22 protein-coding genes are annotated in these 24159 nt (G+C 71.8%); 10 read left to right on the top strand and 12 right to left on the bottom strand.

Annotated elements, in window-relative coordinates; all coding sequences use genetic code 11:
* Window positions 1–4 precede the first annotated feature (4 nt).
* From ACIQ6Y_RS23670 to ACIQ6Y_RS23660, 3 genes are all read right to left on the bottom strand, one after another.
* Window positions 5–316, bottom strand: coding sequence for a hypothetical protein (locus tag ACIQ6Y_RS23670; RefSeq protein ID WP_404041936.1), 312 nt, complete (start codon window positions 314–316; stop codon window positions 5–7).
* Between the two features lie 166 nt (window positions 317–482).
* Entirely contained in the window at window positions 483–2117 is a 1635-nt protein-coding gene (locus ACIQ6Y_RS23665; RefSeq protein WP_404041935.1) for an FG-GAP repeat domain-containing protein, read from the bottom strand.
* 14 nt (window positions 2118–2131) lie between these two features.
* Window positions 2132–3769 carry an alkaline phosphatase D family protein gene (locus tag ACIQ6Y_RS23660; RefSeq protein WP_404042164.1) on the bottom strand — a complete coding sequence of 546 codons (1638 nt, stop codon included), beginning with the start codon at window positions 3767–3769 and terminating at the stop codon, window positions 2132–2134.
* 198 nt (window positions 3770–3967) lie between these two features.
* Here ACIQ6Y_RS23660 and ACIQ6Y_RS23655 point away from each other — a divergent pair, with 198 nt between their 5' ends.
* The gene (locus ACIQ6Y_RS23655) at window positions 3968–4633 is read left to right on the top strand and encodes a DUF4232 domain-containing protein (protein ID WP_404041934.1); all 666 of its coding nucleotides are present in this window, start codon (window positions 3968–3970) and stop codon (window positions 4631–4633) included.
* A gap of 18 nt (window positions 4634–4651) precedes the next feature.
* On the opposite strand, the gene ACIQ6Y_RS23650 is transcribed toward ACIQ6Y_RS23655, so the two are convergent.
* Window positions 4652–5806 carry a GDSL-type esterase/lipase family protein gene (locus ACIQ6Y_RS23650; protein WP_404041933.1) on the bottom strand — a complete coding sequence of 385 codons (1155 nt, stop codon included), beginning with the start codon at window positions 5804–5806 and terminating at the stop codon, window positions 4652–4654.
* Window positions 5807–5909: 103 nt separating this feature from the next.
* On the bottom strand, window positions 5910–6392 hold the full coding sequence (locus ACIQ6Y_RS23645) for an SgcJ/EcaC family oxidoreductase (protein WP_404041932.1): 483 nt from the start codon (window positions 6390–6392) through the stop codon (window positions 5910–5912).
* A 106-nt stretch (window positions 6393–6498) separates the two neighbouring features.
* Here ACIQ6Y_RS23645 and ACIQ6Y_RS23640 point away from each other — a divergent pair, with 106 nt between their 5' ends.
* Both ACIQ6Y_RS23640 and ACIQ6Y_RS23635 read left to right on the top strand, forming a co-directional pair.
* On the top strand, window positions 6499–6957 hold the full coding sequence (locus tag ACIQ6Y_RS23640; RefSeq protein WP_404041931.1) for a MarR family winged helix-turn-helix transcriptional regulator: 459 nt from the start codon (window positions 6499–6501) through the stop codon (window positions 6955–6957).
* Between the two features lie 43 nt (window positions 6958–7000).
* Complete coding sequence (locus ACIQ6Y_RS23635) at window positions 7001–7435, top strand: MarR family winged helix-turn-helix transcriptional regulator (protein WP_399648094.1); 435 nt, start codon at window positions 7001–7003, stop codon at window positions 7433–7435.
* On the opposite strand, the gene ACIQ6Y_RS23630 is transcribed toward ACIQ6Y_RS23635, so the two are convergent.
* Together ACIQ6Y_RS23630 and ACIQ6Y_RS23625 are read right to left on the bottom strand one after the other, a co-directional pair.
* Window positions 7436–8566 (bottom strand): NAD(P)/FAD-dependent oxidoreductase, encoded by a 1131-nt coding sequence (locus tag ACIQ6Y_RS23630; RefSeq protein WP_404041930.1) that lies wholly within the window; start codon window positions 8564–8566, stop codon window positions 7436–7438.
* A gap of 99 nt (window positions 8567–8665) precedes the next feature.
* Window positions 8666–9880: an MFS transporter gene (locus tag ACIQ6Y_RS23625; protein ID WP_404041929.1), complete on the bottom strand. Its 1215-nt coding sequence runs from the start codon at window positions 9878–9880 to the stop codon at window positions 8666–8668.
* Window positions 9881–9951: 71 nt separating this feature from the next.
* Between ACIQ6Y_RS23625 and ACIQ6Y_RS23620 the strand changes: the two genes are divergently transcribed.
* The 3 genes from ACIQ6Y_RS23620 (at window position 9952) to ACIQ6Y_RS23610 (ending at window position 12449) form a co-directional block, all read left to right on the top strand.
* Window positions 9952–10914, top strand: coding sequence for a winged helix-turn-helix domain-containing protein (locus tag ACIQ6Y_RS23620; protein WP_404041928.1), 963 nt, complete (start codon window positions 9952–9954; stop codon window positions 10912–10914).
* A gap of 81 nt (window positions 10915–10995) precedes the next feature.
* Window positions 10996–11502 (top strand): glutathione peroxidase, encoded by a 507-nt coding sequence (locus ACIQ6Y_RS23615; protein WP_404041927.1) that lies wholly within the window; start codon window positions 10996–10998, stop codon window positions 11500–11502.
* Between the two features lie 89 nt (window positions 11503–11591).
* Window positions 11592–12449, top strand: a complete 858-nt coding sequence (locus ACIQ6Y_RS23610; protein ID WP_404042163.1) for a MerR family transcriptional regulator — start codon at window positions 11592–11594, stop codon at window positions 12447–12449.
* 148 nt (window positions 12450–12597) lie between these two features.
* Here the strand turns inward: ACIQ6Y_RS23610 and ACIQ6Y_RS23605 are convergent, their stop codons facing one another.
* The 3 genes from ACIQ6Y_RS23605 to ACIQ6Y_RS23595 all read right to left on the bottom strand — a co-directional run bounded on the left by ACIQ6Y_RS23605 (window position 12598) and on the right by ACIQ6Y_RS23595 (window position 14930).
* Complete coding sequence (locus tag ACIQ6Y_RS23605; protein WP_404041926.1) at window positions 12598–12789, bottom strand: DUF397 domain-containing protein; 192 nt, start codon at window positions 12787–12789, stop codon at window positions 12598–12600.
* Window positions 12790–13023: 234 nt separating this feature from the next.
* Entirely contained in the window at window positions 13024–13881 is an 858-nt protein-coding gene (locus ACIQ6Y_RS23600) for a helix-turn-helix domain-containing protein (RefSeq protein ID WP_399647548.1), read from the bottom strand.
* Between the two features lie 296 nt (window positions 13882–14177).
* Window positions 14178–14930, bottom strand: a complete 753-nt coding sequence (locus ACIQ6Y_RS23595; RefSeq protein WP_404041925.1) for a GPP34 family phosphoprotein — start codon at window positions 14928–14930, stop codon at window positions 14178–14180.
* A 210-nt stretch (window positions 14931–15140) separates the two neighbouring features.
* Here ACIQ6Y_RS23595 and ACIQ6Y_RS23590 point away from each other — a divergent pair, with 210 nt between their 5' ends.
* Both ACIQ6Y_RS23590 and ACIQ6Y_RS23585 read left to right on the top strand, forming a co-directional pair.
* Window positions 15141–17480 (top strand): D-alanyl-D-alanine carboxypeptidase, encoded by a 2340-nt coding sequence (locus ACIQ6Y_RS23590; protein ID WP_404041924.1) that lies wholly within the window; start codon window positions 15141–15143, stop codon window positions 17478–17480.
* A 170-nt stretch (window positions 17481–17650) separates the two neighbouring features.
* Window positions 17651–19474 carry an MFS transporter gene (locus ACIQ6Y_RS23585; RefSeq protein ID WP_404041923.1) on the top strand — a complete coding sequence of 608 codons (1824 nt, stop codon included), beginning with the start codon at window positions 17651–17653 and terminating at the stop codon, window positions 19472–19474.
* 1 nt (window position 19475) lies between these two features.
* Here the strand turns inward: ACIQ6Y_RS23585 and ACIQ6Y_RS23580 are convergent, their stop codons facing one another.
* Entirely contained in the window at window positions 19476–20324 is an 849-nt protein-coding gene (locus ACIQ6Y_RS23580) for a hypothetical protein (RefSeq protein ID WP_404041922.1), read from the bottom strand.
* A 76-nt stretch (window positions 20325–20400) separates the two neighbouring features.
* Here ACIQ6Y_RS23580 and ACIQ6Y_RS23575 point away from each other — a divergent pair, with 76 nt between their 5' ends.
* On the top strand, window positions 20401–21186 hold the full coding sequence (locus ACIQ6Y_RS23575; RefSeq protein WP_404041921.1) for an SDR family oxidoreductase: 786 nt from the start codon (window positions 20401–20403) through the stop codon (window positions 21184–21186).
* Between the two features lie 126 nt (window positions 21187–21312).
* Window positions 21313–22863, top strand: coding sequence for a sodium:solute symporter family protein (locus ACIQ6Y_RS23570; RefSeq protein WP_404041920.1), 1551 nt, complete (start codon window positions 21313–21315; stop codon window positions 22861–22863).
* Between the two features lie 92 nt (window positions 22864–22955).
* Here the strand turns inward: ACIQ6Y_RS23570 and ACIQ6Y_RS23565 are convergent, their stop codons facing one another.
* Window positions 22956–24074, bottom strand: coding sequence for an ADP-ribosylglycohydrolase family protein (locus ACIQ6Y_RS23565; protein ID WP_404041919.1), 1119 nt, complete (start codon window positions 24072–24074; stop codon window positions 22956–22958).
* Window positions 24075–24159: the final 85 nt, after the last annotated feature.

The raw sequence follows: 24159 nt of genomic DNA, 5'->3' as shown, positions 1-24159 counted from the left end.
CGGCTCAGCCCTTCTTGGCGCGGGCCGCGGCCGCGAGCAGAACGTCGAGGAGGTCGAAGGCGTCGGAGACGTCGCCCAAGAACTTGGCCTCCGTCTCCCACTCCTCCTCCAGGTCCTGGGTGAGCTTGGCCAGGGTGGTCATGCCCTCGCGTATCTCATCCTTGGCGCCCAGCAGCGAGCCCAGCGCTCCCAGCGCGTCCAAGTCGTGCGACTCGGCCTTGAACTCCTGCAACGGCTTCGCCGTGTGGTGACCCACCGCACGCAGGCCCGTAGCCGCCTTGTGCAGCGACGTAGCTTCTTTTTTCAGGTCCGACACGCGAGACGCCCCCCACACTTCGCTCTGTGCACATGCCAACCCGGCGACCCTAGCCAGCCAGCTTCACGGGGAGGCAAGCCGCACACCAAAGATCGGCAAAGCGGTCCGCTCCGGTCACGGCAGGCCATGGGACGCGCCGCGCACTATGGCCGCCGGAACAGATCCCTCAGAGCAAGTCCCGCCACACCCCCCACCCCGAAGCAGCCTTCGCAACCCGCCCCTTGAAGGTGCCCGCGCCCGTCCCCGCGTAGAAGTACAGGGCGCCGGTCGAGGTCGTGGTCATCAGGTCCGCCTTGCCGTCGCCGTCGGCGTCGCCGGGGGAGAAGAGGTTCTTGTACTGCTGCCAGCCCGTGCCGAGGCTGACGCGGGGCGCGAAGGGGGCGGAGGCCGAGCCTGTGCCCGTCAGGCGCCACAGGGTGCCCGCGGTGTCGCGGGCCAGGAGGTCGGGGCGGCCGTCGCCGGTGAAGTCGCCGCCTGCGACGAGGGCGTTGTAGGTCTGCCAGCCGGTGGCCACCTGGGCGCGGGCGGCGACGGAGGTGCCGGAGCCGGTGCCGGCGTTGAGGTAGACCGTGCCGGACGAGGTGACGGAGAGCAGGTCGCCCTTGCCGTCGCCGGTGAGGTCGCCGGGGCCGAGGATGCGGGTGTACGACGTCGAGCCGCCGGCGATCTCGGGGTCGGACAGGGCGTAGTACGCGGGGTTGGTGAGCTTGCCCGTGCTGAGCGAGTGCACCACCAGGTCGGCCAGGCCCACCTCCCGGAGGGACGAGGCGTAGGCGAGGTGGGTGCTGGAGGGGGGCCAGGCGGCGCTGCCCACCAGGAGTTTGCCGGTCAGGCCGCCGGTGCCCGTCACCTGGTAGCTGTAGACCGACCCGGCGGATGTACGGGCCATGGTCCCGTACTTGCCGAAGTGCGGGTTGCTCCCGGCGCCCGCGAACTGCGTGACCTGGCCCCAGCCCTTGCTGCGGGCCTCGCGCGCGGCGAAGGTGCCCCTGCCGTCGCCCGGGTAGAACCACAGGGCACCGGAGAAGTCCCTGGCCAGCAGGTCCGTACGGCCGTTGCCGTCCCAGTCGCCGCCGCCGAGGATCTGGTTGTACGACGCCCAGTCGGCCTTCGGGTCCTTGACGCGGGCGCCGAAGCCGCCGGAGCCCGTGCCGGGGTAGCGGTAGAGGACGCCGGCGGTGGTGCGGGCCAGCAGGTCGCCCACGCCGTCGCCGTCGAGGTCGCCGGCCCCGATCAGCTGGTCGTACTGCTGCCAGCCGGTGCCGATCTGCACGCGCCCGCCGAACTCGCCCGTGCCCTTGCCCGGGTAGAGGTAGAGGGTGCCGGAAGGGGTGCGGACCAGCAGATCGGCCCTGCCGTCGCGGTTGAGGTCGCCCGGCGCGGTCACCTTGTTGTAGATCTGCCAGCCCGTGGCGACCGTACGGTAGGAGCCGAGGCCTCCGGGGGTGCGGGCGTAGACGCCGGTGTGCAGGCGCAGTACGCCGGTCGCGCTCAGGGTCAGCACGTCCTGGACGCCGTCCGCGTCCAGGTCGCCCGGGGTGAGGACGTCCTTGACCTTGGCCACGTCCGACTCCAGCGCCATCGTCTCGGCCGCGCCGGTGTTGACGTACAACTGGCCCGCCGCGTTGCGGTAGACGAGGTCGGACGTGCCGTCGCCGTCGAAGTCGGCGCGCGCCGGGGTGACCGCGTCCGCGTCGCCGGGCAGCGCCACGAAGGCGCCCGCCGCCGCGAGCACCGCGCACGCGCAGGCCAGCGCCTTCAGGGCGGGGCGGCGGCGACGCCGGGATCGGGTGGTCAGCACGTGCTCTCCCGGGGTCAGGGGGTGGCTTCGGGGGACTCGGGGGCCGCGGAGGCGCCCTGCACACCGACCTGGCGCACGCCCGGCACTCCGTCGTCCACGCGGAACGTCGCCGCCGTGGTCGTCTCGCCGTCCCGGGTCAGCACGGTGGAGATCGCCCGCAACTGCGCGTCGATGCCGCCCGGGGTGATGTCGAGCAGCAGATAGCCGCGCCGCGCGTCGATGATCTTCCAGTGCGGGTTGTCCGCCAGTTTGGGCGCCCATTCGGCGGCGAAGGCCGGGAGGTCCTCGTCGCCGTTGCTGGAGATGGACGTGCCGACGAACTCCGCGCCGACCACCTTCGAGCCGGGGTCGGCGTAGTCGAGCTTGAGGTCGCTGACGATGGTGCGGTGCCGGTCGCCGGACAGGACGACGGGGTTACGGACGGACGGGAACTCGGCGAGCAGCGCCGCGCGTTCCTTCTGGTAGCCGTCCCATGCGTCGTACGACCATTCCTTGCCCTCACCGGCCAGGAAGTCCGTCTCGGCCATCATCACCTGCGAGGCGACGAGGTTCCAGGCCGCGCCGGACTTCTTCATGCTGTCGACCAGCCAGTTGCGCTGGGTGTCGCCCATGATCACGCGGCCGGTCTCCTGCGCGCCCGCGGCGGTGGTCGCCTGGTCGTCGCGGTACTGCCGGGTGTCCAGGACGTGCAGCCGGGCCAGGGAGCCGAAGTCGAGCCTGCGGTGGATCCGGACGTCCGGGCCGCTGGGCTTCTGCGCAAGGCGGATCGGCATGTGCTCGTAGAAGGCCTGGAAGGCGGCCGCGCGGCGGGCCAGGAACTTGTCGCGGGGCCAGGCGGCGGGGTCGTTCGCCACGTCGCCGGCCCAGTCCTGCTCGACCTCGTGGTCGTCGAAGACCACCACGAAGGGTGCGGCGGCGCGCATCGCCCGCAGGTCGGGGTCGGTGCCGTACTGCTCGTGGCGGGCCCGGTACTGGGCGAGCGTGACGGGTGCGCCCGCGCCCTCGTGGCGGCGTACCCGGTAGGAGTAGGCGGAGCTCTCGTAGATGTAGTCGCCGACGAACAGCACGAGGTCCGGCTGCTGCTCCCGCATGTCCCGGTAGGCGGTGAAGTAGCCGTGCTGCCAGTTCTGGCAGGAGGCGAGCGCGATCCGCAGCCGGTCGGGTACGGCGCCGGCGGCCGGGGCGGTGCGGGTGCGGCCGGTGGGGGACGTACGGCCGAGGGCCTTGAAGCGGTACCAGTAGTCGGTGGCCGGGCTCAGTCCCGTGGCGTCCACATGGACGCTGTGCCCGAGGCCGTTGCTCGCGGTCGCGGTACCGCTTCGGACGATCTGCGTGAAGCCGGAGTCGGTGGCGACTTCCCAGGTCACGGGCACGCTCGGGGGAAGGATGCCGGAGCTGCCCTGCTGGGCGGGGGTCAGCCGGGTCCACAGCACGACGGCGGTGGGCAGCGGGTCACCGGAGGCGACGCCCAGCTTGAACACCGTGCCGCTGACCGTCACGCCGGCCCCGGGCGGTGAGCCCGGGCCGCCCACGGACGCCGAGGCGTCCCCCGGCAGGAACTGCCCGGCCGCCACCGCGCCCGCCGCGCCCAGGGTGACGGCTCCCGCGCCGAGGAAGCGCCTGCGGCGGATGCCGCCACTGACGCCATTCACGTCACTGCCGCCACTGCCGCCACTGACGCCACTGACGCCATTCACGCCATTGACGCCATTGACGCCATCGACGTCCGTGCCCTCGCTGACGTCGTTGCCGTCGCTCGCGTCCACAGCCGTGCGCGCCCTTTCCCTTCAGGCGGTGCGCTGCGCAGCGCCGGTGAACCGATCGGGCGGGATTCTAATACCCTCGAATTCATGCGCAGACCATTGATCTCCGTGGCCGCGGTCGTGTTGCTCGCGGGCGCGGCGGGCTGCTCGTCGTCGTCCTCCGGCCCGGGGGACGACGGGGCCGGGAGGCCCGCTACGACACCGTCCGGCACGGCGTCCGCCGGTACGGCCTCCACCGGCACGGTCTCCGCCGGTGCGTCTCGGACCGGCGGCTCCTCGGCCCCCGGCGCGAGCGGGGAGGCACCCACCCCTTCCTCCACCCCTCCCCCCGGCGTCCTCTACGGCACCGAGCAGCTCCCCACCCCCGCCGCCGACCACTGCCGTACGGCGCACCTGACGGCCTCGGCCCGCAGCACGGGGCCGGGCCGCGCCTTTGTCGTGCTCACCCACAAGGGGCCCGGCGACTGCACGCTGCGGGGCTTCCCCTCGCTCCTCTTCGTCGGCGAGTCCGGCCGCACCGAGCTGCCGGTCGACTGGGCCGGGGCCGCGGAGGACGCCGCCGAGGTGACCCTCGCCTCCGGCGAGTCGGCCACCGCCGAGCTCACCTTCACCAGCCTGGCCGAGTGCGAGCCGATCACCCGCCTCGACGTCGTCCCGCCCGGCGAGTCCCGTCCGCTGAGCCCGGCCTTCGGCAGCCCGGTCCGCATCTGCGACACCGGCGTACGGGTCACGGCGTTCGCGCCCGCCCGCTGAGCGGCGGCCGGTGCGGGGTCAGAGCTTCAGATACGACAGGTCCACCGCCCGGGCCATCGCCAGCGTGCCCGCGTCGTTGAGGTGCAGGTGGTCGCCGCAGTCGTAGGCGGGCAGGATGCGCTCGGGGTCGGCAGGGTCCTCGACCGCGGCGGCGACGTCCGTGACGGCGTCGAAGGTGTCGGTGGTGCGGATCCAGTCGTTGACCTCGCGGCGGATCGCGCGGCCCTCCTCGGTGTCGTAGCCCTCGTAGACGGTCCCGGCGTACGGGCCGATGGTGTGCGCTACGACGGTGAGTCCGGCGGCCCTGAGGAGCGCGGCCAACTCCCGGTAGCCCTCGATGAGTTGCTCGGCGCTGGGCAGCGGCTGGGGCGTGCCGGGGTCGATGGAGCCGGGGCTGCCGAGGTCGTTGAGGCCGAAGTTCAGCAGGACGTGGGTGACGCCGGGGACGTCGAGGACGTCACGGTGGACGCGGGTCAGTCCGGCCTCGCCGATCTCGTCGGTGAGCAGCCGGTTGCCGGAGATGCCCTGGTTGACGACCCAGCCGCGGTCAAGGAGGCGGTTGAGCTGGTCGGGGAAGCGGGCGTTGGCGCCGGGTGTGGTGCCCGCGCCCTCCATCCAGGAGTCGCCGAAGGCCACGGCGATCGCGGTGCCCTCGGGCGCGAGGACGTCGACGCCGGAGACGAAGTAGCGCGAGAGCTCCAGAAGTTCGGCGTCCGGGAGGGCCGCCTCGTCCGTCACGTCCCCCGCGGCCGCGTACCCGGTCTCGGAGGCGACCACGGAGAACGTCGCCAGGCCGGTGTCGTACGGCAGGTGGAGGCTGAGCGCGAACTCGTCCCCGGCCGCGACCGCGCCGGGCACCGGGTCGCTGACCGCCTCCTCGCCGGGCGCCAAGACGAGGTCGGCGCGGCCGTCGAAGGTGAGCGGGACGGAGGTGGCCGGGTCGATGCCGTGTCCCTCGGTGCGGCGGGCCCAGCGGGCGGCGCCGACGGTGAGCGGCTGTCTGCCGAACCGGTTGCTCAGCCGCACCCGGACGGCCTCACCGCCACCGGCGAGACGCACGATCTGACGCACCGTCTGCTCGGCGAAGGCCCGGGAGGGAAAGAGCTGGTAGTCCTCGTACGGGCTGACCAGAGCGGAACGGAAACCTGCCACCCACTGCGATGAAGTCGTCATGTGCAGTGCCAACAGCGGAAGTTGTGATCTTGTTTCCGCTCCCGGGATTCACTTCGCTCGACGGGTCGCGGGAAGGGCCGCAGGCGCCACGCGGCCGCAGGCGTCACACGGCGGTAGGCGTCACACGGCCGCAAGCGTCAGCCGCCGGTCGGGTCGCCGGACGCATCCGGAAGGAGAAAGCCTCCAGCAGCCGCCGGTGGGCGGTCTTCTGCACGGCGGCGATCCGCCAGCGCCCGTCCCGCGGCGTTCGTACGACCGTGTACGTGGCGCGCTTGTCCGGGCGCCCGGGCCTGCGCCCCTTGTGCACGCCGCCGCAGGTGACGACCACGGCCGTGTCCGGGCCCAGCAGACGCAGGTCGAGGATCTCCAGGGTCAGGGTGGTGCCCTTGAGGAAGCTGTCGAAGAGGTCCTGGTGGGCGCGGCCGATCTCCGGGCCGCCCCGGTAGACCGTGCCGACATAGGTGACATCGGTGGCGTCGTCGGTGAAGTGCGCGCCGTACGCGATGCCGTCCCCGCGGTTCCAGGCGGCGGCGCTGCTGTCCAGCAGGGCGCGGATGTCGGCGGCGGCGGTGGTGGTCCCGGTCATGACTGACCTCCCATGGTAACTTCGACGAAGAAGTAACTGCCCGAAAGATTTCTCTTCTTGAGAGATTTCTCTTCCTTTAAGAAGAGACTAGGGAAGGGGTTCCCGCGTGTCAACGTCCTCGGACCGCGCCAGTGAGGCCTACCGCCGCTACCTGAGCGCCGTCCTGCTGCACGCCCACGCCGGCGCCAAGGCCTGCGACCTCGGGGCGACCGACCTGTACGCGCTGAACATCCTCGATCTGTCCGGCCCGCTGACCCCCGGCGAGCTCGGCGCCCGCACCGGCCTGACCACCGGCCCCACCACCCGTCTGATCGACCGCCTCGAGCAGGCCGGCTACGTCCGCCGCACGCCCTCCCCCGACGACCGCCGCAAGGTCATCGTCGAGCCGGTGGGCGAGCCGGCCGACCTCGACCGGGCGCTGGCTCCCGCGCGCCGGCGCATCGGCGAGATCATCCAGGGCTACTCCCCCGACGAAGCACGGGTCCTCTTCGACTACTTCGAGCGGGCCGCGCAGGCCTTCACGGAGGCGGCCGAGGAGCTGCGCGCGGGGCGGACGGGCGGCTGACGGCCGTTACGCTTCCTCCATGGCAAAGGCCGATGGCGAACGGATGAGCGTGGTGACCGCGTTGGTGCGGTCCTCGTACCTGGTGAACGCCGTGTACGCCGATGCGAGCCATGCGTACGGACTCACCCCCCAGCAGGGCAAGCTGCTGTGCGTGCTGATGCCGCAGCCGTACGGGATGCGCGAGCTGGGCGACATGCTGGGGCTGGCGAAGTCGAGCCTGACCGGGCTCGTGGACCGCACGGCACAGCGCGGCCTGGTGCGCCGGGAGGCAGACCCGCGCGACGGCCGGGCGGTACGGGTGGCGCTCACGGAAGAGGGCGCCCGGCTGGCCGAGGAGTTCTACGACGACGCCTGCCGCCGCATCGACGAGCTGCCCTCGGGCCTGAGCGCGCAGGAGCGCGACCGGCTGGCCGCGCTCCTGGCTCGCGTGGTGGAGGACAACAAGGTGCCCGAGGTGTTCATCGACCCGCAGGGCTGATCACCCTTCGGCCTGTGTGCCGAACAGCTCGTGGAACATGCCCGTGAACAGGTCGCCGCCCTTGTACTGCGCGACCACCTGAGCCGGCACCACCGCCGCGACGGCCGGGTCGTCCTCGGACGGGAACTGCCCGACCCCGCGCTCCGGGCCGAGCGGCAGCAGGACGGACGGCACCGGCGAGGGGGTGTAGACGGCCTCGGGGGTCTCGCCGCGCAGTTGGGCGGAGATGTTCGCCGCGGCCACACGCGCGTGCTGCATGGCGTAACCGGCCATCTTGGCCTCGGCGAGGTCGGTGATGTCACCGATCGCGTAGACGTGGTCGTAGCCCCGCACGGCGAGTGTCCCGGTGACCGGCACCTGGCCCCTGTCGGTCCGGGTGGTCAGGGCGCCGTCGGCGAGGTAGTCGCCGTTGACGCGTACGCCGTGGGCGCGGAACCAGATGTCGGCGGTGAGCTCGTCCCCGTCGGTGGTCGCCACGGTGAAGGTCTTGGCGCGGCCGGGCTCGCTCGGCGGCTCCTCGGCCAGGGCCGTGCCCAGCCGCAGTTCGACGCCCGCCTCCTGAAGCTGGCGGTGCAGGTCGTCGCGCAGGCTCTGCTCGAAGGCGGGCAGCAGCGCGGGCGCCGGGTCGAGGACGACGACCTGCTTGCCGGGCCACACGTGCGCGATCTCGCCGGCCAGCTCCAGGCCGACCGGCCCGGCCCCGGTGATCAGAACCCGCTCGGCGCCGGCCAGCTCCTCGTGCGTCTCGCGCAGCCGGCCCAGCGCCTCCGCGGCCTCGTCGCTGTCGCTCTTGGCCGGGAAGGGGTAGCGCGAGCCGGTGGCCAGCACCAGGTAGTCGGCGTCGATCCGGGTGCCATCGGCGAGGGTCACGCCCTTCGGGTCGACCGAGGCCACCCGCTGCCGCACGACCCGGCCGCGCTCCAGCAGCCGGTCGTAGGAGAAGAAGACGTTGTGCGCCCAGTCGGGCCGGACCAGCGCCCGCAGCGAGCCGGCCGCGTGCTCGAAGGCGTCCTTGGGCTCGATCAGGACGACGTCGGCCTCGGCGTCGAGGGCCTTGGCGGCCGTGGCGCCGCCGTAGCCGCCGCCGATGACGACGACGGTGCGGCCGGTGGTGGAGGTCGTGGATGCCATGACTGTTCAGCTCCCCCTGGGTGAAGACGCGCGGATCCCTGCTGATCCGCGCGCCGAATCAGTTCGTACTACGAACCATATTCGTTCGTAGTACGAACTTCAATGGGGCTTTTCGAGGAGGGGCTCTTCGGCGAGCGCCCGAGGCGGGCCGGCGTCAGCCCCACTGCGCCCGAGGCGGGCCAGTGTCAGCGTCACCGCGACGGACGCGGCCGCCATCACCGTCATCGCCGTTGCGGGGGAGGTCAGTTGGGCCACCGCACCCGCCAGCGCCGCACTCACGCCCTGCATCGTGAGCATCCCCGCGGAGTGCAACCCCAGGGCGTGGCCCGCGAGTTCGTCAGGGGTCAGCGCCATCAGCCGCTCCTGCTGGACCAGGCTCGCCCCGAAGCCGACGGAGGCCACACCCGCGGCCACGGCCGCCCACACCACCCCCGGCCGCAGGACGAAGAACAGATACGGCACGGCCAGCAACAACAGCAGCGGCGTCGCCAGCCGGCCCCGCACCTCGGGCCGCAGAAACCGCCCGACGGCCACATCCCCGGCGAACATCCCCAGCGCCCCGCACGCGAACAACACCCCGGCGGCGCCCGGCGCGTAGGAGACATAGAGGGACTCGCAGCCGACGATCAGGCCGTTGGGGACCCACAGGCCCAGATACGTCAGGCGGCGCGGGCGCGAGGACCACAGCAGGGCATTGGTGCGCCGGGTCGCCTGCGCCGACGGACGGCCCGACGAACGCGGCGGGCGAGCGGTCAGACCCAGCCGGACACCGAGGGCGGACAGCGCGTAGAGCGCCGCCGCGAGCAGCAGACAGGAACGCGGGGACAGCACCGTCAGCAGGGCGCCGCCGGTCGCGAACCCGGTGATCTGCATCAGACCGGACAGCATGTTGAACACCGAACGCCCCAGCAGATAGCCGTCCTTGGACAGGATCTCGTTCAGCAGCCCCCACCGCACTCCCCCGCCCAGCGACGCGACCAGGCCCAGCACGAGCACCACCGCGAAGACCGCCCCCACCGGCAGACCCGGCAGCGCCATCACCGCCGTACCGGCCGCGAAGGCCAGGCCGATGCCCGTCAGTGTCGACCTCGGAGGCAGCCGGTCGGCGCCCGACAGCAGGAAGGTCGCCCCGAACACCTGGGCCAGCTGCGGCCCGAACATGCTCACCGCCGACAGCAGCGGCGAGTCGGTGACCCGGTACACGAGCGTGGCCAGCGCCAGGCCGCCGACCGTCTGGGCCACGGTGTGGGCGGCGGAGGCCAGGAAGAAGGGAGTGAACTCCGGGGTGCGGAACAGGTCTCGGTAGCTGCGCATGCACGGAGTCTCGGAGGGGCGGCCGTACGGTGGTTATTGTTTCGCGCGGACGCGAAAGGTGGGGTCGCCCCATGGGCTGGTGGCAGGTCAATGCCGACACGCTCGCCGGCAGCCGGTTCGTGCTCTCCCCGCTCGCCGAGACCTTCGCCGGCCTGAAGCTGCTGCACGCGGGCGTGCCCTCGCACCCGGGCGAGCGCGCGTGGCTGCGCCGCCACCTGCCCGGCTACCGGGCCCGGCTCGCCGCCGACCCGGTCACCGCGCTGCTGGTGCGCTCCGGGCTCGGCCGGGAGTGGATCGCCGACTTCCTCACCCCGACACCGCGCGGCGACGAGCCCTTCGAGGCGGAGGCCGCCCGGGTGCGGGCGGCCCGGCCCGAGGACGCCCGCGCGCATCTGCGGGTGTCCCTCGCCGGACCGCTGCCGGACGCCCTGGAGCGGGACGACCTGCCGGCGCGGGCGGCCGGGCTTCTGGAGTACGTGTGGACCGAGACGGTCTCTCCCGACTGGGAGCGGCGTCGGCGCATCCTGGAGGCGGACGTGGTCGCCCGGACCGCGCAGGTCAGCCGGGGCGGCTGGGCGGCCGTACTGGACGCCCTGCGGCCGGGCACACGCTGGCTCGGGGAGAACCGGCTCCAGGTCAACGCGCACGAGTATCCGCCCCGGGAGATCTCGGGGGCCGAGCTGGTGTTCGTGCCGGTGACTCCGCGGGCGGGGTGGGTCTCCTGGGAGGAGCGGGAGCGGTACGCGGTGGTGTACCCGGCGACGGGAGTGCTGGCCCCGGAGCCGGCGCCCGCGGGGCTCGGGGCGCTGCTGGGGGCCGGGCGGGCTCGGGTCCTGATACTGCTGGCTTCGCCGATGAGCACCACGCAGCTGGTCGCTTCGACGGGGCAGGGGCTGGGGTCTGTGGGGCGTCACCTGAGGGTCTTGCTGGATGCGGGGATGGTCGAACGGCGGCGGGCTGGGCGGTCCGTGTTGTACTCGCGTACGGCCGCCGGGGACGTCCTGGTGAAAGCCGCCGCGTCCGGCCCGGGGTGATGGCGGTTCGATCGCGGCTGCGGACCGTCTGTGGTTGCTCGCGCAGTTCCCCGCACCCCTGAAACCCTTAAGCTCCGGGGCATGACTAGTGAACTTTCTTCCACCTCTCCTCTCTCCGTGTCCGTCGGTGCGCTCACCGGTGGGGACGCCGATCTCGGCTCGTATCTCGGCAAGGTCGTTCTTTTCGTGAACGTGGCGTCGAAGTGTGGGCTGACACCGCAGTACACGGGGCTGGAGAAGCTGCAGGAGGAGTACGCGGAGCGCGGGTTCACCGTGGTCGGGGTGCCCTGCAACCAGTTCCTCGGGCAGGAGCCGGGGTCGGCCGAGGAGATCGCGGAGTTCTGCTCGGCGACGTACGGCGTGACCTTCCCGATGACCGAGAAGGTCGAGGTGAACGGCGAGGGACGGCACCCGCTGTACGAGCGGCTGGCCGGGTTCGCGGACGCCGAGGGGTACAGCGGGGACATCCGCTGGAACTTCGAGAAGTTCCTCGTCGGGCGGGACGGTCAGGTCGTGGCCCGGTTCTCGCCGCAGACCGAGCCCGAGTCGGACGAGATCGTGGCCGCGCTGGAGCGGGCGCTCGGCTGAAGCCCGTTGACCTTGCCCCTGGGGCAGGGCGGAACGTGCTCCTCGCCGGACGGGACAGGCCGTCCGGTGACGGAGGACGAGGCTGCGTGATGGACGACGACCTGCTGACCATCGGCGCGTTCGCCGCGCGGGCCCGGCTGTCGGCCAAGGCGCTGCGGCTGTACGACCGGCTGGGGCTACTGGCCCCGGACCGGGTCGACCCGGCCACCGGGTACCGCTACTACCGGGCCGCCCAGGTGGAGCGGGCCCGGCTGGTGGCGCTGCTGCGGCAGCTGGACATGCCGCTCGCCCGGATCGCCGAGGTGGCCGATGCCGAGGGCGACGAGGCGGCCGCGCTGCTCGCCGCGTACTGGGCGGACGTGGAGGCGCGGTTCGCCGCGCAGCGGACGCTGGCCGAGTACCTCCGTGGACGGCTTTCGGGGAGGAGCTCCGAGATGTACGGAAAGTTCACGGTGGAGACGGTCGAGGTGCCCGCGCAGGTGGTGCTGAGCGAGTCCCGGCATGTACTGGCGGACGAACTGCCGACCTGGATCCCGGCGTCGCTGGGCCGGCTGGAGGAGGCCGCCGCGGGCTGCGGGGGTGCGGCGGGAGCGCCGTACGTCGTCTACCACGCCGAGGTGTCGACGGAGAGCGACGGCCCCGTGGAGGCCTGTGTGCCGGTCGCCGACGAGGCGGCGGCGCGGGCGTGGGCTGCGGACCGGGGACGGGCCCGGCAGGTGCGGCTGCGGGTGGAGCCCGCACGGCGGCTGGCGTACACCCGGATCACCAAGGCGCAGGTGGCACAGCCGCAGATCCTGGCCGCGTTCGAGGCGGTGGAGGAGTGGATGAAGCGGGAGGGGCTCGCCTACGACGGCCCGTGCCGGGAGGTCTACTTCGCCGACTGGGACGCCGCCGGGCCCGAGGACCCGGTGTGCGACGTGGCGTTCCCGGTGCGCCGGGATTCCTGACGGCGACGCCAGGCGCCGGGCGGAGCGGTCCGTCCGGCGCCGGGCACAAGCCGAGCCCTCTCGGCAAGGACGGCGAACTGGTCGAGAGGGCTCTTCAGTCGTGCTTGTCGAATCGTGGTCATCGGCGGAGGATCGGAAGACCCTCCCCTCACGCCTTGACCGACGTCACGAACGCCTGCCAGGCGTCCGCCGGGAAGGCGAGGGTCGGGCCGTCGGTGACCTTGGAGTCACGCACGGCCAGAGCGGCGGTGACAGGGGACTTGACCTCGACGCACGCGCCGTTGCCCTGGGAGTAGGACGACTTGATCCACGTGTCCGTCGAACCCTGCTTGATTGCCATGTTCACTCCGGTCGGTTCAGTAGCCGAGTTGCTGCATTCTCGCCAACCCCCGTGCTCGATTGGCGTGATCGACGCTACTCGCCAACTCCACCGTCCGGAGCAGCCATTCACCCGACCGGATGACATATTCCAGAGGGACTTCCCTCTTGGTCGCGCTCCGGTGTACTGTCCGGCCTTTCATGTCCAGCAGGCGCCCACGGCGGCCACTCGGGCCCCTCGAGCCACTCGGCCCGCTCAGCTGGCGTAGTCCTTGGCGACCTTCGCGATGAACTCCCGCGTCTGCTCGACGTTCAGCGCCTGCGCCCTCAAGTGCTCGTACATCACGCTGTACTTGGACACGTCCTGCGCCTTCTCCAGGTACAGGTCGCTGGTCACGCCCTCGATGTACACCACCGTCGAGTCGGCGGCGTCGGGGAACTCCAGGATCGCGTACTGGCCGCTCACACCCGGGTGCGCGCCCATGGAGAACGGGATGACCTGCACGGTGACGTGCGGCAGTTGCACCGCCTCCAGCAGGTACTCCAGCTGCTCGATCATCACCTGCTTGTTGCCGACCTCGCGGCGCAGCGCGGCCTCGTCCACCACCGCCCACAGCCGGAGCGGGTTGTCGGCCGCGGAAATACGTTCCTGCCTGCGCATGCGCACCTGGACGCGGCGCTCGATGTCGGCCGGAGCGGCCTCCGGCAGCGCGCCCGCGATCAGCGCCTCGGCGTAACTGCGCGTCTGCAGCAGGCCCGGCACGACCTGCGGGTCGTACACGCGCAGGCTCGCGGCATCGGTCTCCAGGCCGATGTAGACGCTGTAGGGGACATCGCCGAAGGCGTGCCACCAGCCTTGCTGGCGCGAATCCTTGGCCATCTGCATCAGCGAGTCGACGACGCGCTGGTCCTCCACCTCGTAGACCCCGCACAGGTCGCGGACGTCGCGCTGGCTGATACTGCGCCGTCCGTTCTCCAGGCGGCTGATCTTCGACTGGGACACCAGCAGCCGCTCGGCCACCTCTTCCGCCGTCATGCCTTTGAGCTCACGGAGTCTGCGCAGCTCCTGGCCCAGCCGGCGCCTCCTGACGGTGGGATTGACATTGGACGCCACGGGACGTGCACCTCCGGCTGCTGCCTGTACTTAACACTTTGCGTATCTGCTGTTGAGCAGACTGCCACCAAGGTGCTTACTACCGCTGGGAAACGGGGGATATGCGCCAGGTGCACGTCAGTGAACGCACGACGGCCGTTTCCGGACACGGCCGAGCGGGGTGACAGAACCGTGCGGTTCTGTCACCCCGCTCGAACAGCGGCTCCCGTGACCGGGCTTGGGGGGTCGTGCGGCGGTGCTGGTTCGAGTCGGCGCCGGGCGGCGCCGTGTTGCGGGTGCTGCCGTGGAACTGCGGCTCAGTGGGCCACGGCACGCGCCATGGAGCTGCGGTGCGGCTGCACCGGAACACCGCGGGCGGGTTCCGTTGCGGGTCCGGCTCCGGCGGCCTGACGGCCGGCCTGCGCCGGGCTGCGGCGCGGCTGGGCGGCCACGCCGTTCTGGACGTCCATGACGGCATGTGCCACCAGGCCGCCCATGGGGTCGTGCCGGATCAGATCCCGCAGCCGGGAGCGCGAGGAACGACCCTCGTTGCCCGGATACAGGTGCTTGCCCAGACCGACCGCATGCGCCAGTGCGGCGAGCGCCGCGGTCCGCGGGTCCGGCGGTACGCCGGTGCGGATCGCCGAGTCCAGCCGTGCCTTGATCTCACGGCTGATGGCGTTGTCCGTCGCCTGGTAGCGAGTGGTCGGCAGCACTCCGCACATCTGGCCCTCGACGGCATGGACCATGCCGCACCGCTCCAGATGCGAGAGGTAGGTCTGGCGGAGCCCGAGACGCGGCCCGCCTATCCAGTGGACCGCCCGCACGGGAGCGCCGCGCCTGCGCAGCAGCTCCAACGCACAGTCCAGTGTCGGATCTCCAGTCGGCCGTGGAACCACCACGGCGATACGATCCCCGTCTGGGGCTATCCGTCCGGCCAGCGCCAGCTCCACTAGCTGTGCTCCGGCCAGACCGAGGTCGAGCGACTGCGGCTGTGCAGTGGTACCCGTCGTCGGGTCCAGTGCCAGCAGCAGAAGCTCCTCCGGAATTGTTCTGCGGCTCCTGCCCATCCATGCCTCCCCGCGTGGATGAATGACAGGGTGACCCCTCTCACATTGGTCTGTCGAGGGTGCGTGACCTGTTTGTGAGGGAACCGGCAGGTATGTCGTTCTCGTCTACCGCGTTGGTCAGGCCCACACACAGGACACTGGTACATGGTTCGGACAGCGGCGTGAGGCCGGTCCGGGCGCGGTTCACGGTTCGTTTCAGAGGAGGCATCGGTGGCGGGCGAGTCCCCCGACAAGTCGAAGCAGCGCGAGTCGTCGGCAGAACCGACGTCGGGGAGCGCGGGTCCGGTTCCCGAAGCCCGGTCCGAATCCCGCGACCCGCGCCTCGCGGTCGCCCGGACGTCCGAACCGGACACGTCCACGAAGATCCTCGCCCTCCCCAAGGACACCCCCGACGAGGACGACGCCCGCCTGCGCGAGGCGGTCGCGGCGTGGGTGACGAAGGCCGCGCCCGCCGAGGAGCAGCCGGAGGAGCCCTCGGAGGACACCTCGGCGGCTTCTGAGGAGCCCGAGGAGGCGCCGGAGGAGCCCGAGGAGGACGCGGACCAGGCCGAGGCGGCCCCGGCCGCGGAGAAGGCCGAGGAGAGCGCCGAGGAGCAGGAGCCGGAGGCGAAGTCCGAGCCGGAAGCGGAGGATGCCTCCGAGGACGACCACGAGCCCGCGGCCGCCGACGGCGAGGACGTCCCACAGGGGCCACCGGCAGCCGACGACGAAAGCCGCACTGGCGGTGCGGGTGGGAAGACGGAGACGGCCGAGGGCGAAGCCGAGGCCGAGCAGCCCGCCCCCGAGCCCGCGGCCGCCGACGGCGAGGACGCCCCACAGGGGCCACCCGCAGCCGACGACGAAAGCCGCACGGGCGGTGCGGGTGGGAAGACGGAGACGGCCGAAGGCGAAGCCGAGGCCGAGCAGGCACCCGACGAGCCCGCGGACGACGACGACGGCGACGGCGACGGCGGCGACGCACAGAAGCCCGCCGAGGCCGAGACGGGGGTCGACCAGCCGACCACCATGTTCAAGGCCGTCCGCCCGAAGCCGGCCGTCGACCAGCCCACCACCATGCTCAAGCTCGGGGACAAGGCCCCCAAGCCGGACCCCGAGCCCGAGCAGAAGGCCGACCCCAAGGCCGACCCCGAGCCCGAGCAGAAGCCCGAGCCGAAGCCCACCCCCCAGCCCGCGCAGCCCGACCGCACGAGCAAGTTCGTCGCCCTCAAGCCCGCCGACCCGCCCCAGCCCGCGCAGCAGGAGCGCACCACCCAGCAGCCCCTCCCGCCCAAGCCCCCGCTGGACCTGCTGGCCGAGCTGACGAACACCCCGCCGCCCCCGCAGACCCCCCTGCGCACGGCGGCGCGCCGCGTCAAGATCTGGACCCCGCTGGTCCTGCTGCTCATCGTCGTGTTTGCGGTCGCGCAGTCGCTGCGCCCGCTCCCGAACCCGGAGCTGACGCTCACCGCGAAGGACAGCTACACCTTCGACGGCGACCTCGCGGACATGCCCTGGCCGCAGGACGGCCAGGCCGCGCTGGACGTCCAGGGCATCGGCTCGTTCGGCTCGTCCGGCGAGCAGAAGCCCGTGCCGATCGCGAGCGTCGCCAAGGTCATGACGGCGTACCTCATCCTGCGCGACCACCCGCTCAAGAGCGGCGTGGAGGGCCCGATGATCAAGGTCGACCAGGCCGCCGAGGAGCAGGCCTCCGCGGACGGGGAGTCGACCGTGAAGGTGACGGCCGGCGACTCGATCTCCCAGCGCGAGGCGCTGGAGAGCATCCTGATCGCCTCCGCGAACAACGTCGCCCGACTGCTGGCCCGCTGGGACGCCGGCTCGGAGAAGGGCTTCGTGGCGAAGATGAACGCCGCCGCCGAGGACCTCGGCATGACCAACACGACGTACACCGACCCCTCGGGCCTGAACGACACCACCGTCTCCACGGCCGTGGACCAGGTGAAGCTGGCCAAGGCCGCGATGAAGGAGCCCGCCTTCCGCGAGGTCGCGGCGATGATGGAGTACTACGACTACAAGGGCGCCAGGCACCCCAACTGGAACCAGCTGGTCGGCAAGAACGACGTCGTCGGCATCAAGACCGGCACCACCACCTCCGCCCGCGGCAACCTGGTCTTCGCGGCGAAGAAGGAGATCGGCGGCGAGACCCGCACGATCGTCGGCGCCGTCCTGCGCCAGCCCGAGGGCGGCTACGACAACACGATCCTCCAGGGCGCCCTGTCCGCGGGCGACAAGCTGATCCGGGCCGCGCAGGAGCGCCTGGAGTCGGCGACGATCCTGAAGAAGGGCGATGTCGTCGGTTATGTCGACGACGGCCTGGGCGGTCGTACCCCGGTCGTCGTGACGAAGGACGTCACCGCGGTCGGCTGGGCGGGCCTGAAGGTGGAGCTGAACTTCGCCGCCGACGAGCTGCCGCACACCGCGAAGGCCGGCAGCCAGGTCGGCACGCTCACCGTCGGTGACGGCGGTACGGCCGGCGCGGTCAAGGTGCCGGTCGCCCTGCAGGGCGAACTGGTCGAACCGGGCTGGACGGACAAGCTGACCCGTATCGCCTGACCTGCGCGGACCTGCCCGGCCCGTCGACGGCACCCGCCCCGGGTGCGGTCGGCGGGCCGCGTGCTAGCGTCACGAAACGGGACAAGGTCGCCGGTCATGGAGACATGGCCGTGAAGTCTGCGGAAACCCGCGGCCGACAGCAGAAGACGGGACACGGGGAGTGCCAACAGGTGGCCACTGCGGAGAAACGCGCCGAAGACACCGGTCCGGGCCCGGACGCCGGCCCGCGAATACCGCTGCCCGCGCCTGAGGCGCCCCGCACCCGCGCCCACCGCGCCGTGACCGTCGTCCGCGAGGCGTTCCTGCGCCACCCGGTCCTCGCCTTCACGGCCCTGTCGGGCGTCCTGCACATCGTCTGGTTCTTCACTTTCGCGAACAGTGGTGGCGACCTCGCCGCGCAGGACGCGTGGGCGGAGTTCGTGGGCCGCCACCCGGCCTCGGCGTACAACCTCGCCTGGTACGGCGGCATGCACCCGGTGTCGTACAGCGTGGTGTCGCCGTATCTGATGTCGGTCCTCGGTGTCCGTACGACGATGATGATCGCCGGGACGGTGTCCGCGGGCCTGCTGACGCTGGTGCTGATGCGCAGCCGTGCGGTGCGCAACCCGCTGTGGGCCTCCCTCGCCGGTCTGTTCGCCTTCCTGTGCAACGCGGCCTCGGGCCGGGTGACCTTCGGGCTGGGCACGATGTTCGCGCTGGGCGCGGTCGCGGTCGTGTACTGCTGGCCGTACAAGTGGCGCTACAAGCGGTGGGCGAAGGCGCTGTGCGCGGCGCCGCTGGCGGCGCTGGCCACCATGTCCTCGCCGGTCGCGGGCCTGTTCGTGGGGCTGATCGCGGCGGCCCTGTTCCTGCAGAAGCGGCTGCCGGGCGCGTGGGCGCTGGGGCTCGGGCCGACCGCGGTGGTGGCGGTGTCGGCGTGGGCGTTCCCGTTCTCCGGCACGCAGCCGATGTCGTTCGCGTCGGCGTTCCTGCCGCTGCTCTTCTCGGTCGTCGTCTTCGCGGTCGTGCCGCGCGCCTGGAAGTCCGTGCGGATCACGGCCGCGGTGTACGGGCTCGCGGTGCTGCTGGTGTGGGTGATCAGCTCGCAGATCGGCTCCAACATCACCCGGCTCGCGATGCTGTTCGCGGGCGTGGTCCTGCTCGCCGCCCTGCCGTTCGCCGAGCCGCGCTCGCGCAAGTGGTACGCGATCGTGGTGGCGTTCGTCGGGTTCACCGGCTGGATCGGCTTCAAGACGGTCGACGACATCGTGCACACCACCCCGGAGGCGTCCTGGGCGCGGGAGCTGGCGCCGCTGGTGAACGAGCTGCAGGAGATCGGCGCCGGCCAGGGCCGGGTGGAGGTCGTCCCGGCCCGCTCGCACCGCGAGGCCTCCGCGCTCGCGCCGTACGTGAACCTGGCGCGTGGCTGGAACCGGCAGGCCGACATGGAGCGCAACCCGCTCTTCTACGACGACACCCTGAACTCGGCGAACTACCACGAGTGGCTGGGCCGCTGGGCGGTGCACTACGTGGTGCTGCCCCAGGGCGAGCCGGACGGGGAGGGCGCCGAGCGGGAGCGGGAGCTGGTGCAGCGCGGCCTGCCGTATCTGCGGCAGGTGTGGGGCGACGCGAACTGGCAGCTGTTCGCGGTGACCGACCCGACTCCGCTCGCGGACGCGCCGGCCACGGTGGACCGGGCCGACCAGGACGAGATGACGCTGACGGTGACCGAGCCGGGCCGCATCCTGATCCGCATCCCGTACTCCCCCTGGCTGAAGCTGGTCGACGCCGACGGCAAGGGTGTGGACGCGCCGCGGGAGACGGAGGCGTCCGAGGAGCGGCCCGAGGGCGAGCCGAAGACGTACGAGAACGTCAACGGCTGTCTGATGGAGACCGAGGAGGACGCCCTCGGCGTGAAGTGGACCGAGCTGCTCGCGCCGCGCGCCGGCACCTACCGTCTCGCCTCGCCCTACGAGCTGCCCCGCGGCACCCCCTGCCCGGAGGAGCTGCGCTGAGCTAGCGCAGCTTGTCGACGTACGTGTCGGTGCCCGGGATCGTCGGCACGAACGGGGCGACCAGCTCCACCCGGCCCGCCTCGGTGCCGAGGTCCGCGAAGTGGGACTCCCAGCACGCGCGGGGATCGGCCTCCAGGAACCACAGCAGGGTGAGCCGGGTCTCGACGCCCTCGACCTGTGCGACGTACGACATGCGGTCCAGCGGGAGCGGGGTGGGGCGGAAGACGGCGACCTGGGCGGCCGGCGACCCGGCCAGCCGCCTCGGCAGGTCGCGGGCGCACAGCCGCTGGAGCAGCTCGGCCCGCTGCTCGGCGGACTCGGTGTCGATCACCTGGAGGACGAGCCCGGCGTACGGGTGGTCGAGGGCGTGGATGTCCCGGGGCCCGGCGGCGCCGTCGCGGTAGACGGTGGCCTCGTGGTCCTGGAACGCCGTGAACACGTGGGTGCGCTCACGATGGACGCGGGCGTCGCGGTTGAGGCGCCTGTTGATCGCGACGGTCCAGCGCATGTGGTCGTCGTAGCGGCCGTCGGTGATCCAGTACGTCGAGAGGTAGCAGCCGGTCGTGACGGGCTGGGCGACGGCCGACTTCTCCGGGTGCCGCAGCAGTTGCAGGTCCCGGGTCGCCACCCAGCGGCGGCCCGCGAACATCCAGGGCATGGCCATGGCGCCGGCGTAGTAGTGGTCGTCCTCGTACCAGCGGTTGTACGCGTACTCGTGTCCGGGGTGCGGTTCGACCAGGGTGATCAGGGCGTGGCCGAGCCGGACGCCGTAGGGGCCGACGGAGGCCAGCTCGGCGTAGAGGTCGCTGCGGGTGTCGATGTTCCTGTCGGTGCTGAAGTCCGGGCTCATGGGCGTTCCCCTTTCCTGCGGTCGCCCATACTCTGACGGACCGTCAGATGGAGCGCCAGAGTCGAGGAGGGCTCTCATGTCGTTGCTGGCGGGCAGGACCGTGGTCGTCTCGGGTGTCGGGGCCGGGCTCGGCCACCGGGTCGCGGCGGCGGTGGTGCGGGACGGCGGGAACGCGGTGCTGGGCGCGCGCACGGAGGCGCACCTCGCGGCGAGCGCCGCCGAGGTCGATCCGGGCGGGGCGCACACGGCGTACCGGACGACGGACATCGCCGACGAGGCCCAGTGCGAGGCGCTGGCCGCGCTCGCGCACGAGCGGTTCGGGCGGATCGACGCGGTGGTCCATGTCGCCGCCTGGGACGGCTACTTCGGCGGGCTCGCGGACGCGGACTTCACCACCTGGCAGAAGGTGATCGACGTGAACCTGCTGGGGACACTGCGGATGACGCGGGCCTGTCTGCCGCTGCTGAAGGTGCGCGGCGGGTCGGTGGTGTTCATCGGCACGCAGTCGGCGGTGGCCGCGCCCTCGCAGGTGCGGCAGGCGGCGTACGCGGCCTCGAAGGGCGCGCTGACCAGCGCGATGTACTCCCTCGCGCGGGAGCTGGGCCCGGACCGCGTCCGGGTCAACACCGTGCTGCCGGGCTGGATGTGGGGGCCGCCGGTACAGGCGTACGTGCGGTTCGCGGCGCACACGGAAGGAGTGGCGGAGTCCGAGGTGCTCAGGCGGCTCACGGACCGGATGGCGCTGCCCGAGCTCGCCACGGACGCGGATGTGGCCGACGCGGCGGTGTTCCTGGTGTCGGACAGGGCGCGGGCGATCACCGGACAGTCGCTGCTGGTCAACGCCGGGGAGCTGATGCGGTGAGTTCATGTCTGTGAACTGAAGCCATCATGACGAATACTTTTACCTCCCTTTGACCTTCCGCCGCCTTGTCGTGCTCACGCGGCTCCCCCCACGATGAGCGCCGGGCTGATCCCTGGGAGGGCGCACATGAACGGTCTCGACTGGGCCGTGCTCATCGGCTATTTCGGCGTGATGGTGGCCATCGGCGTCTGGTCGCACAAACGCGTGGACAACGTCAGTGACTTCTTCACCGCCGGCGGCAAGATGCCCTGGTGGCTGTCCGGCATCTCGCACCACATGTCGGGCTACAGCGCGGTGATGTTCACCGGCTACGCCGGCATCGCCTACACCTACGGCGTCACGTCCTTCGTGACCTGGTCCTTCCCCATCGCCCTCGGCATCGCCATCGGCTCCAAGCTGTTCGCACCGCGCATCAACCGGCTGCGCTCCCGGCTCCATGTGGCCTCTCCGCTGGAGTACCTGAAGAACCGCTACGACCTGAAGACGCAGCAGGCGCTGGCCTGGTCGGGCATGCTGCTGAAGATCGTCGACGTGGGCGCGAAGTGGGCGGCGATCGCGACCCTGCTGTCGGTCTTCACGGGCGTCAGCCTGAACCAGGGCATCCTCATCACCGGCGCCATCACGGCGGTCTACTGCACGATCGGCGGCCTGTGGGCGGACGCCCTCACGGAGTTGGGCCAGTTCGTCATCCAACTCCTCGCCGGTGTCGCGATGTTCGTCGCCGTGGTCATGGAGCTGAACGACAAGGGCATCGGGTTCTTCGGCGCCTGGGACGAGCCGGAGCTCCAGGGCCACGGGGAGCCGCTGGTGGGCCCGTACGGGACGGTGTTCCTGCTCGCCTTCCTCTTCATCAAGCTGTTCGAGTACAACGGCGGCATGCTCAACCAGGCCCAGCGCTACATGGCGACGTCGTCGGCGCGCGAGGCCGAGCGGTCGGCGCGGCTGTCGGCGGTGCTGTGGCTGGTGTGGCCGGTCGTGCTGTTCTTCCCGATGTGGATGTCACCCCTGCTGGTCGACGCGCAGAAGCCGGACGGGTCGGACTCGTACGGCCTGATGACCGAACAACTGCTGCCGCACGGCCTGTTGGGCCTGGTGATCGTCGGCTTCTTCTCGCACACCATGGCGATGTGCTCCTCCGACGCCAACGCCATCGCGGCGGTGTTCACCCGGGACGTGGCGCCGGTCGTCTCCGCGAAGGCGCGTCGCTGGGACGAGCGGAGGGGGCTGATCGCCGCGCGGCTGACGACCGTGGTGTTCCTCGCGCTGTCCATGGCCGTGGCCACGCAGGTGAACTCGCCGACGTTCAAGGACATCATCACCGTGGTGATCAAGTGGGTGGCCGGGCTCATGGGGCCGATCGCGATTCCGATGATGCTCGGGTTGCTGCGGCCGTTCCGCCGGTCGGGGCCGACCGCGGCGCTCACCAGTTGGGCGATGGGGCTGCTGGCCTTCTGGCTGGTGAACTACCCGATCAACTGGAACGTGGACGGCGGGGTGCCGTTGCAGTACCAGGTGTCGATTCCGCTGGCTGTTTCTCTGGTGCTGTATGTGGTGATCGGGTTCGTGAAGCCGGAGGACACGGAGGATCGCCTGGCGGTCATCGAGCGGGTCAACTCGGACGGGGATGGAGCGGTGGCGGTTCCTGCCCAGGCGGGCGGCCAACGGGTCATGGACTGAGCGTTGCCGGCTGCGGGTCGTCCGTGGCTGGTCGCGCCCACGCGGCGGAGCCGCAGATCGATACAGCCCCGCGCCCCTGGAGGGCGCTGCCCCTAGGGCGTTCTCGGGTATCTGGCCAGCCAGCCGGGGGACGAACCCCCCGGCCCATGAAGCGCAGGTCCCTGGGTCATCTCCATGGCGAAGTCGTCGGCCAGTTGCAGGATGGTGGGGCGGCCCTCCAGTTCGGCCAGCCAGGCCGGGGGGAGGGCCGTTTCGCCGTGGAGGGCGCCGAGGAGGCCGCCGGTGAGGCAGGCGGTGGCGGCGGAGGGGCCGCTGTGGTTGACGGCGAGGCGCAGGCCGTGACGGACGTCCTCGGCGACCAGGGCGCAGTAGACGGCGGCGGACAGCACCTGCTCGGCGGACCCGCTCGCGGCGAGGTCCTCGACCCGTGCCGGGGCCGGGATACCCTGGCGGACCGCGCCGAGGGCCCGCTGCAGCGCGTCGGTGACCTGCTCGTGGCCGGGCCGGGCGGCGAGCAGGCCCATGGCGCGCTGTACGGCGCCGTCGAGGCTGTCGCCGCGGGCCAGGGCGTGCACGACGACGGCGTAGGCACCGGCGGTGAGGGCCGCGGCGGGGTGGCCGTGGGTCTGGGCGGCGCACTCCAGGGCGAGCTGCACGACGAGCTGCGGCTCCCAGCCGACCAGCAGCCCGAAGGCCGCCGAACGGGCCGCCGCCTCGGGCCCGTCCGCGCCGGGGTTCTTCGGCGCCTCCAGGGTGCCCATGATGTCGTCACCGAGCCCGAGCAGCAGCGGCCGGGTCGGCCCGCGGCGGGCGTACAGCCACTCCTCCCGGGCCAGCCAGCCGTCGTCCTTGCGCCGCTCGTCGGGCCCCCAGTCACGCTGGGTGGCGGCCCAGCGCAGATACGCCCGGTGCAGATCGGTCGGCGGATGCCAGGCCCCGGTGTCGCGCCGCACCTGCGCCCGGATGAGCCCGTCCACGGTGAACAGCCCGAGCTGCGTGAGATGACCGACGGCCCCCCGCCGCCCGAAGGCCGGCACGAGATCGACGACTCCGTCCGCCCCGTGCGCCTCCCGTATCCCGTCCAGCCCCAGCCCGTCGACCGGCAGCCCCAACGCGTCCCCGACGGCCGCCCCCAGCAGCGTGCCCCGCACCCTGCTCCGAAAGTCCTGCTGCTCGACCCGCCCCCACACAGCCCCGGCTGCCGCACCCACCAGAACCTCCCGGGGACCGTCCGTATGTACGACGCCCAGCACTGTAATCGACCTGTGTGACGCGATCTCCATCATGGAAGATTGC

This window comes from Streptomyces sp. NPDC096205 (assembly GCF_044763135.1).
Classification (GTDB): Bacteria; Actinomycetota; Actinomycetes; order Streptomycetales; family Streptomycetaceae; genus Streptomyces.
Note: the sequence above shows the minus strand (reverse complement) of the source record. Positions and strands in the feature narration are given on the sequence as shown.